The organism is Saccharibacillus sacchari, assembly GCF_037722395.1.
Classification (GTDB): domain Bacteria; phylum Bacillota; class Bacilli; order Paenibacillales; family Paenibacillaceae; genus Saccharibacillus; species Saccharibacillus sacchari_A.
In genome coordinates this window covers 92,614-101,492 of the sequence record NZ_JBBKAR010000035.1, presented here as the reverse complement: position 1 = coordinate 101,492, position 8,879 = coordinate 92,614, and the positions used below count along the sequence as shown (strand labels likewise).

Here is an 8,879-nt window from a genome sequence, read left to right as displayed (position 1 = left end):
TTTTTGTGTTGTACTGATTTTATTTGTATCGTTTAAAACACCAAAATAATCAACAGAAGTATGATTTTCAACGCTATAAATTATGTCGTTATATTTTTTTTGTAATTCATTGATTTTTTGAGGAGATAAATTTACTGATATTGCTTTTAACAGTTCTGTTTCGTTGTAAAGTTCATCTAACTTAATATAACAGTCTTTGAAAGCTAAGGACCTACCTCTAAAATCTCTTGATGTTAAAAAAATAGACAAACCGAATAGAAGAACCGAAGCAATAATTAAAAGCACTGAAATTAGTTGAGCATGACTGTTATCGTAAAGAGTCCAGATGCTTAATCCTACGACTATAAGGGTATAATAATTCACTAATATTTGAGTCAAAAAATCATTTTTTCTAAGCCTGTCTTCTGCTCTAATACGAGATTTTCTCGTGATCCATATTTTATTTGAAAGACTTTCAAGTTGCTGTAATAGCGTAAGATGAAGCACTCAATCACCTCTCAAAAAAATTAAATGCGGTAACCCTCTAATTTCAGTTCCGATTATTACCTGAAAAATCCAGGTCAAATTAGGGGATAAAGCACCCTGTTGATTAGTTATATTCCTTTAGGAATCTCTTTATAAAACAGATAGAGGGTTACCAAATATGATCATTGCACATTTTTAGAAATTAGTAAATATGTCCTTTATTTTATTTTTTTGTTTTCTGTTACAACCGCTGCATATGCGTATCCTTGAAGCCTGAAGCATATTTAAGGCCGTAGCCCATCATGCGATCCAGTCCGATATGCGCCGTCCAGATCAAGCCGATCATGGTCAGCCATGCCGCAGGGAACATCAGGCCGGCCAGCAGGAGCAGCAGCGGCACGGTATAGGTGTGGGCGGCATTGTAGACGTAGGCGCCGATCTTATTGCCGGACGCGTAGCCGATCATGGACAAATCCGGGGCGAACAGCAGCAAGACAAAAGCGAGCCAGCCGTAACCGTTCATGAAATAAAGCGTGGCGGATACAACCAGAACCAACAAGCCTTCTGCGCGAATCAGGTTTTGGTTCATGGGTTTAGTCTCCTTTGTGGGAAGATCGGGATTGAATGCCTTCGAGAATCCAGCCGATGCTTTGCGAGATTTGCTCGTAGGAAAAAGGTTGTTCGTTGAGTAGCGTCGGCGCTTGCAGGGTGAGTCCGTCGAAAACGCTCTGGATCAGCGAAGCGAGAAGTTCTTTCTCACGGTCTTCGATCGGCAGTTCCAAACGGTCGATGATTTGGATGATGCCGGCTTTCATTTCTTTGTAGATCCCTACCAATTCGGCGGCCAGCTTCTCGTTATTGGCGCTCTCCGACCATAGGCTGACCAGCAGCATGAACCATTCAGGGTTGGACTTGCGGAATTCGGTGACATGGCGAAGTCCCTGCTGAAGCATTTCCTGCGGCGTAGCTTGGATGTCGATCTGGGCAAAAGCCTTTTTCATTCCGCGGTTGATCATCCATTCGCGGACGACTTCGACAAGCAGCGTTTCTTTGGTGCCGAAGTGGTAACCGATCAGGCCCTGGGCGACTCCGGCTTTGGCGGCGATGTCTTTCATTGAAGCTTTGGCGTAGCCGACTTGGCCGAACAGGGTGAAAGCGGATTGCATGATGGCGAGTTTGCGTTCGTCTTCTTTTGACATGAGCGGGCTCCTTTTTAAAATCCTATTCGATTGGGGCTGGGCGCTGCACAAAATAGGATTTAAAAAAATTTTGGGGCAGGAAGTGCGTAGAAAACTTGGTATTTCAAGTTTTCAGCTTCTCTTTTTAATGCGAAACTGTTTGATCGAACAGTCAGTTTGTGTGTTTAATATAAAACTGTTCGATTGAACAGTCAAGATTTTTTTGCCTGTTAATCGTGTTACCTGTATAAGCAGAGTCTGGTTAGGCGAGGGTTGGCGGGATTAGGATAGGGGTATTCGCGGGATCGAAAGATCGGCCGCAGAGATGAGAGGTGAACGGATATGGTTCGGAAAAGGAAGTTGGGATCGCAGGGGCTTGAGGTATCGGCGCTGGGACTGGGGACGATGATGATGCCGGATAGCGAAGAGTCGGCAGATACGATTCGCGGGGCTTTGGATTTGGGGGTGACGATGTTCGATACGGCGGATTTGTATGGGGATTTTGCATTGGGGCAGTTTGGAGGGAATGAAAAGACGGTTGGACGGGCGCTGCGTGGGCGGCGGGATGAAGCGGTTGTGGCGACGAAGTTTGGCGTGACGCATGGGCAAGGGCCGAAAGGCGATCCGGCTTATATCAAGAAGTCTGTAGATGCATGTACGTTGACCGCGCACGATATGAGCGTTACGTTCGAATCGAAACCTTCACGCTTTAGGAAGGGTTCGCCGCGCCAAATCGCAGACTCAAAACGGTCAACGGGCCAGTCTATATAGTCTAGGACTGGATTATATTGATCTGTACTACCAGCATCGGCCTGATCCGAATACGCCGATAGAAGATACGATTGGGACGCTTGCGGATCTGGTGCGGCAAGGCAAGATTCGGTATATCGGGTTGTCGGAAGCTCCGGCGGATTTGATTCGGCGCGCGCATGCGGTACACCCGCTGTCTGCGGTGCAGACGGAATATTCGCTGTGGAGTCGCGAAGTCGAAGAAGAAGTGCTGCCGGTGTTAAAGGAACTGGGGATTGGGTTGGTTCCGTACAGTCCGCTCGGGCGAGGGTTTTTGACCGGGCAAATCAAGACGTTCGACGATTTGCCTGCGGATGATTATCGTCGATATTACGAGCGGTTCCAAGGGGACAATTTTGCGAAAAACGTGGAGGTCGTCGCTCTGATCGAGCAGTTGGCGGCGGAAAAAGGGGTCACGCCGGCGCAGCTCGGGTTGGCCTGGCTGTTGGCGCAAGGCGAGCAGATCGTGCCGATTCCGGGTACGAAAAGGCTGGAACGCGTGCGCGAGAATTTGGGCGCGCTGGAGGTCCGGTTGAGCGCTGACGATCTGTTGGAGATCGAACGCATTTCGCCGAAAGGCGTAGCGGCAGGCGGGCGATTCGGGACTTTCTAAGTTTTGCCGAAAGAGTCTATGCACATAGAAAAAGGCTGTTCCGTGCCGCAGATGCGGTTTTCGGGAACAGCCTTTTTCCAAACTCAAATCATCGTATATCCGCCGTCCGCAAACAGCGTGCTGCCCGTCGTAAAGCCGTTGCCCATCAAGTACAGCACCGTATCCGCGATCTCTTCGCTGTACCCAACGCGACGGACCAGTGCCAAGTCTTCGTAGTCTTTGAAATGATCCCCGCGCGGCGTTCCTTCCTGCCCTTCTCTCCAGATCGTGCCCGGCGAGACGACGTTGACGCGTATGGGCGCGAGTTCGACGGCCAGCGCTTTGCCCAAGCTCTCAATCGCTCCGTTGCAAGCCGCGTACGAAGCGCCGCCATGCAGCGGGCGTTGGCTGAAGGCGCCGGACATGAGCACGATCGAACCGCTTGCGGATAGATGGGGAGCGGCATATTTGGCGGCAAAATACTGCGGCCAAAACTTTCCGTCGAAGCAGCTGACCGCCGTCTCCCGATCCGAAGATAGCGGTCCGCGCGTGTACGCGGCTCCCGGCGTGAACAGATGGTCGATAGGGCCTACTTTTTCGAAAAAGCGTTCCAGCTCCTCGTCGCTTCGGTTATCCAGCGGATAGGTACGAATAGATTGGCCTGTTTGTGCGCGTACAACCTCGGCCGCTTCCCGCAGCTTATCCTCCGAACGTCCGGCGACGATCACCTCTGCTCCTTTTGCCGCTGCCAGAACCGCCGTTGCCAGACCTATTCCCGAGCTTCCTCCGATAATAACGATTTTTTGCCCGTTCCACTTCTCTCCGGCCATATTCCCCAGCTCCCTTTTTCGTTCCATTATGGCGGGGATTATCGGGGATGCACCAGTAGGCACTTTGTTCGTACCTGGTCCGAAATTTCGTACTTTCACGCCTGCAATGCCTTAACGGATGCGAAAAAACAGGAAGTTCGGTATGATGAGTAGAACGGTTATTGATTAAAGGGGGCTGAATAGGTGGATTTGCAGGAACCGAGACTTAAAGGCGTTATCGCCACGCTCGATGCGATCGACGGAAAATGGAAGCCGCTGATCCTATTCATTTTGCTGATCGACGGCACCAAGCGCTTTGGCGAGCTGCGGCGGTTGATTCCGGACGTATCGCAAGGAACGCTCAGCAAGCAGCTTCGGGAGTTGGAAGAAGCGCAGCTGATCGAACGCAAACTCTACCCCGACGTTCCGCCGAAAGTCGAGTACAGTCTATCCGAGCATGGCCGTACGCTGGGCACGATCCTGGATGCGATGTGCGGCTGGGGACGATCCCATCTGGAGGTGTTGGAGGAGGCGCGTTCTTCGTAACGAAGTGCGTCTGCCTCCGATTGCGGCGTCCCTTCAATGTCTTGCGGATTTTGCCGGACATACGAACGCCGAACTTATCGTCTTGTTCTGCGAGACATTTAACGCGTGATTTTCGCGTTGCCCAACACCGCTTTCCCCGCCGAATCCGTGCCCGGATTGCTGAGCGCAAGGCCGATATAGGCTTGGGCGTTCATCGCGATCCGCGCCGTTCCGACCCGCTCCCAGCGCTTGCCGTCTGCGGAAAACGAGCCGACGAACGTATTGCCCTGACGGCTCAGCTTCAACCAACCCGGAGCCGGCGCTTCGGCAGTGCGATCCGCGGTATCTGCGCCCGTTTGCTCCCGGTATTGGAAAGATGCTCCGTTGTCCGGGGTCAGCACCATATCGACATGTTTGGCGTCCGCGGCCAGCGATTCCCGGACCGAAATTCCGACCTTCGCCCAATCGTCCAAACGGCTGAGCGATTTCACCTGAATCACCATCTCCGCATTCCCTTTTAACGGCTGGTAGACGAAATTCAATAGATCCGATTCTCCCCATACGTCCGAAGAACCGCCGCTGAGCGTAAACTGCTTTTTGGATGCGCTATAGCTGACTTTTCCCGGCATAGAGCCGATATTTCGCGCACTCCAGCCTTCCGGCAGCTTGGCGACATAATCCTTTTCGCCCGAAGACGGCCAGCCGACACGTTCGTCGATCGCGGCCAACTCATCCTCCGTCCAAGCTCCGTAGGCGAAGAAGGACAAGCGATTGACCTCAGCGTAATTCTGCCGGATGCCTCCGTAGATTTCCTGATACTCTTCCTCTGTCCAATCCTGATCCAGCGTCGGCACGATCCGCGCGGACGTTCCGGCAAGGCGGTCGCGCGTGTCTTTGAGAATGCCGGATTCGCTGCTATACACCCACTCGCTGCCTAGGCCCCAATCGTCGAAATAAGCCATAGGCGCGACGAAGTCGACATGCTGCTTGAACTTGGCGACATTTTGGCCCGCTTCGGCGAATTCCGGCGGAAGCACGTAGACGCCGAGCTGTACATCCGGGTTCGACGAACGGGAAATGTCCTGACGCACGTCGCGGACATAGTTGCCGATCCGCTCCGTTCGCCATTCGTTCCACTGCCTGCGCTGCGGAGAGTCTTTGCCGAAATCGATCGTCAATGGCGAGTAACCGAACCGGGCTTGATACTGGGCAATCGTATAATCGCTTACGTCCATGTTGTAATCGTCAAAACGAACCCAGTCCAGCACCACGCCGTCCACCGAATAATTTTCGACCACTTCGCGGACAATCGAACGTTCGTACTGCTGCACCTGAGGATGAAGCGGATTGACGAAATACTCGCTGCCGTTCGATCCGGTAAAAGGCGTACGTTTCCCGTCCACTAACGACTGCATCTGCCAATCCTCGTTGTTCAGAAAAGCTTCCTGGTCGTGGAACTGCGGAATCCAGGCGTTTACCTTGATCCCCACGGCATGGGCTTGATCCACCACCTCGCGCAGCGCGTCGAACTCTTCGTACCCTTCGGCGATCGGGGCGATGTTGCTCCGGTAAAAGACCTGGCCGGACGGCACTTCGTCGTCTTCGTCCTGCTTCACGTTCAGGCTGATCACGTCGACGCCGTAGCGTTCCGCCAGCCCGATAAAGTCTTCGACGTCCTGTTCGTCCGCGAATTGATTGACCGTTCGGACGATAACCTCGGTCTCGAACGGCGGATAATCCCCGTTTTCGGCCGATACCAGAGCGGAAGCTCCGACCGACGAAACGATCAGCAGCAGAGCAGACACCGCCGCCAACCGCTTTTTCCAAAATTTTGTCCCTGTCATTGCATAGCCTCCGTTCTTGTTCTGAATAACGCTTCTCTCGTTATACTATCGGCAGGCTTGAAGGCTTACTTTCGTCAATATAAAAATCTCCACAAATAAAACGTCGCGTATGATTCCCACTGCGTCCATCCGGCCGATAATTCCAAAATCCGCTCTTTGCTCGGCTTCGTATCCAGGCCCAGCACATGCCGGATCGAATGGTGCAGACCGACGTCGTCGATCGGAAAAGCGTCCGGCATCCGCAGGCAGCGCATCAGCACATAATGGGCGGTCCAGGGACCGATGCCGCGGATTTTGACCAGCATCTTCTCCGCTTGCTTGACGTCGCCGGTTTGCAGAAGCTGTTCCTTGGTCAGCTCGCCGCTTGCGATCAGTCTCGCGGTATCGACCAGGTACTCGCATTTTTTGACGGTGGTCATGCCCGCTGCCGATAGGTCCTCCGGCGTGAACGATGCAAGATCTTCGGCGGTTGGGAACAACCAGTAGCTCTCCCCGGCCCGCTCGATCACACGGCCGAATTTTTCGACGAACCGCCTTTTTAACGTATAAGCAAAAGCCAGATTGATCTGCTGTCCGAGGATGCCCCAACAGATCGCTTCGTACAGGTCGGGTATGCCCATATTGCGCAGTCCGTAGAAAGACACGACCGCCTGCTTCAGCAGCGGATCTTGCCGGGCCATCTCGTAAAAAGGCTTGAGATCGGTGCCGAGGTCGAACCAGTCGTGAACGTACCGGGCGACGCCTTCGCGCAGTGTCGGACTGTCGCTTGCAGGCTCCTCGATAAACCGAATACGCAGATGCGTGTCGCCGTCGGCCGCAATCTCTACGACCGTGTCTTCTCGGCCGACGGCGATCGCTTTGTAGATCCGGCCTTCCCGCAGCGTATACAGCGATTCGTTGGTTGCGGTCGACAGGTGAGCCACGTTTTCGGCGAAGCTGAATTCGGCGGGAACCGGAAGCCGGATATCGGAGCCTTCGTTTTCGTAAGAAAAAGAAGTTTTGGGATCAAGATTCGTTTGAGAAGGATGTCGGCGTTCAAAAGGTTCGTTAGCGCTTATCATATGGGGACGACAGCCTCCTTGTGCGTGAATGGTAAACAGGGTTTAAATCTATTCGTTATTAACCTTTCCGCACACAAAGTTGACCGGTTGGTCCGCTTCGGAGATACAGACTTTTCCATGTTTTTCTTTTTTCAGAAAAAGCGTATACTGTTTAAGAATCATATACGGGTAAAACGATATTCTTCCTTTTGCTGATATAACATGATATATTATATTGAACAGAATAAGAAAAGGTTTTCTGGAGGAGGTACTTGCTTTGAGAAACGATTCGGCCTCCAGGCCGATGTACGAGCAAATATTCGAAGCTTTGCGGGAACGCATACGCCTGCAACAATACAAAATCGGGGACCGGGTTCCTTCCGAGAAAGAGCTGTGCGGCGAATTCGGCGTAAGCCGGATCACGACCAAAAAAGCGCTGGAAATGCTGGTGGCCCAGCAGCTCGTTGTCCGTCAGCCCGGTCGGGGTTCGTTCGTGGCCGATCCGGCGCTGCTTGCCAACGCGACCTCGACGCACGACGCGGGAGAAACGGCGCTGCCGGGCATTTCGGAACCAAAATCCGAGCGTTCTTCCGCGCCGAACCGCAAGCGAATGATCGGACTCGTGATTACCCACTTCAGCGATATGTACGGCACGGAGCTGGTATACGGGATGGAAGAAGCTTCCCGCGAACACGACAGCTTTTTGGTGCTGCGGCGTTCGTTCGGCGTGCCCGGGCAGGAGCAACGCAATATTCTGGAGCTGCTGGAGCTGGGTGTGGACGGCCTGATTATTTTCCCGGCGCAAGGCGAATATTTCAGCGAAGAGATTCTGAAGCTGGTCATTGGAAAGTTCCCTTTTGTGATGATCGACCGGTTCCTAAAAGGCATTCCGGCTTCGTCCGTCAGCACCGATAACGCAAGCGCGGCCAAAGAAGGCACACGGCATTTATTTGAACGGGGACACCGGAATATCGCCTTCCTGACCCAGCCTCCGATCAACACGACCGCGATCGAAGAACGGATCAAAGGAATCGTTGAAGCCCATACGGAACAAGGCGTGCTGGTGAATCGGGAGCTGTGGGTCGAATCGCTGGTATCCACCCTGCCGAATTCGTTCGATCCGCAAGACCGGGTGACGGACGTGGATACACTGGTGCGCCATTTGGAAGCCCATCCGGAGATCACCGCCCTTTTTGCTGCCGAATACCCGATTGCTCTTCTCGCGGAACAAGCGGCGGCCAAGCTGGGACGGCGCATTCCCGAAGACCTGTCGCTGATCAGTTTCGATAGCCCGGAGAATCCGGAGCATATTCGGGTCACGCATCTGAGACAGAACCAATTCGAGATGGGCAAAAAGGCGTTCGAAATGGTGATCGAGTTGATGAAAAGCACCGATCACGGGGTTCAACGCATTGAGCTTCCGGCTGAATTGATTCAGGGAACGACGGTTGCGGAAGCTAAAATACCGTCCGATCGTCAGTAAAAGGCAAAAGCAAGACAAATAGTTCGCAACCGATGGAGATCCGGGATTCCGGGTCTCCTTTTTGCTGTGCAGATATGCGAATTATCGCGAAAAACAGGGAGTCTATTCAGCGATAATGATATACTATTTAATTATTTATGCAAAATAATGTGCT

General features: G+C 52.7%; 8 protein-coding genes and 1 pseudogene. 3 read left to right on the top strand and 6 right to left on the bottom strand.

Translation table 11 applies throughout. The annotated features are described in order from the left end of the window. The 3 genes from WKI47_RS13980 to WKI47_RS13970 form a co-directional block, all read right to left on the bottom strand. The coding region (locus WKI47_RS13980; RefSeq protein ID WP_340227756.1) for an SLATT domain-containing protein at positions 1–486 on the bottom strand (486 nt) is incomplete at its 3' end. Between the two features lie 220 nt (positions 487–706). Continuing rightward, positions 707–1,054 (bottom strand): DUF4260 domain-containing protein, encoded by a 348-nt coding sequence (locus WKI47_RS13975; RefSeq protein WP_340227755.1) that lies wholly within the window; start codon positions 1,052–1,054, stop codon positions 707–709. A gap of 4 nt (positions 1,055–1,058) precedes the next feature. Next, positions 1,059–1,664, bottom strand: coding sequence for a TetR/AcrR family transcriptional regulator (locus WKI47_RS13970; RefSeq protein WP_340227754.1), 606 nt, complete (start codon positions 1,662–1,664; stop codon positions 1,059–1,061). A 321-nt stretch (positions 1,665–1,985) separates the two neighbouring features. On the opposite strand from WKI47_RS13970, the pseudogene WKI47_RS26200 reads away from it, so the two are divergent. Next, a pseudogene (locus WKI47_RS26200) lies at positions 1,986–3,045 on the top strand (aldo/keto reductase). Between the two features lie 83 nt (positions 3,046–3,128). Here WKI47_RS26200 and WKI47_RS13955 read toward each other — a convergent pair. Then, positions 3,129–3,854, bottom strand: coding sequence for an SDR family oxidoreductase (locus WKI47_RS13955; protein ID WP_340227752.1), 726 nt, complete (start codon positions 3,852–3,854; stop codon positions 3,129–3,131). A 183-nt stretch (positions 3,855–4,037) separates the two neighbouring features. Between WKI47_RS13955 and WKI47_RS13950 the strand changes: the two genes are divergently transcribed. Beyond that, complete coding sequence (locus WKI47_RS13950) at positions 4,038–4,379, top strand: helix-turn-helix domain-containing protein (protein ID WP_340227751.1); 342 nt, start codon at positions 4,038–4,040, stop codon at positions 4,377–4,379. A gap of 98 nt (positions 4,380–4,477) precedes the next feature. On the opposite strand, the gene WKI47_RS13945 is transcribed toward WKI47_RS13950, so the two are convergent. Both WKI47_RS13945 and WKI47_RS13940 read right to left on the bottom strand, forming a co-directional pair. Next, positions 4,478–6,202, bottom strand: coding sequence for a family 10 glycosylhydrolase (locus WKI47_RS13945; protein WP_340227750.1), 1,725 nt, complete (start codon positions 6,200–6,202; stop codon positions 4,478–4,480). A 74-nt stretch (positions 6,203–6,276) separates the two neighbouring features. Then, positions 6,277–7,263 carry a DNA-3-methyladenine glycosylase gene (locus WKI47_RS13940; protein WP_340227749.1) on the bottom strand — a complete coding sequence of 329 codons (987 nt, stop codon included), beginning with the start codon at positions 7,261–7,263 and terminating at the stop codon, positions 6,277–6,279. 256 nt (positions 7,264–7,519) lie between these two features. Between WKI47_RS13940 and WKI47_RS13935 the strand changes: the two genes are divergently transcribed. Then, positions 7,520–8,725, top strand: a complete 1,206-nt coding sequence (locus WKI47_RS13935; RefSeq protein ID WP_340227748.1) for a GntR family transcriptional regulator — start codon at positions 7,520–7,522, stop codon at positions 8,723–8,725. Positions 8,726–8,879: the final 154 nt, after the last annotated feature.

Bases quoted from the DNA above. Each gene is read 5' to 3' on its own strand.
- WKI47_RS13970 (WP_340227754.1), bottom strand. From the start codon at position 1,664: ATGTCAAAAGAAGACGAACGCAAACTCGCCATCATGCAATCCGCTTTC.
- WKI47_RS13945 (WP_340227750.1), bottom strand. From the start codon at position 6,202: ATGACAGGGACAAAATTTTGGAAAAAGCGGTTGGCGGCGGTGTCTGCT.
- WKI47_RS13955 (WP_340227752.1), bottom strand. From the start codon at position 3,854: ATGGCCGGAGAGAAGTGGAACGGGCAAAAAATCGTTATTATCGGAGGA.
- WKI47_RS13975 (WP_340227755.1), bottom strand. From the start codon at position 1,054: ATGAACCAAAACCTGATTCGCGCAGAAGGCTTGTTGGTTCTGGTTGTA.
- WKI47_RS13940 (WP_340227749.1), bottom strand. From the start codon at position 7,263: ATGATAAGCGCTAACGAACCTTTTGAACGCCGACATCCTTCTCAAACG.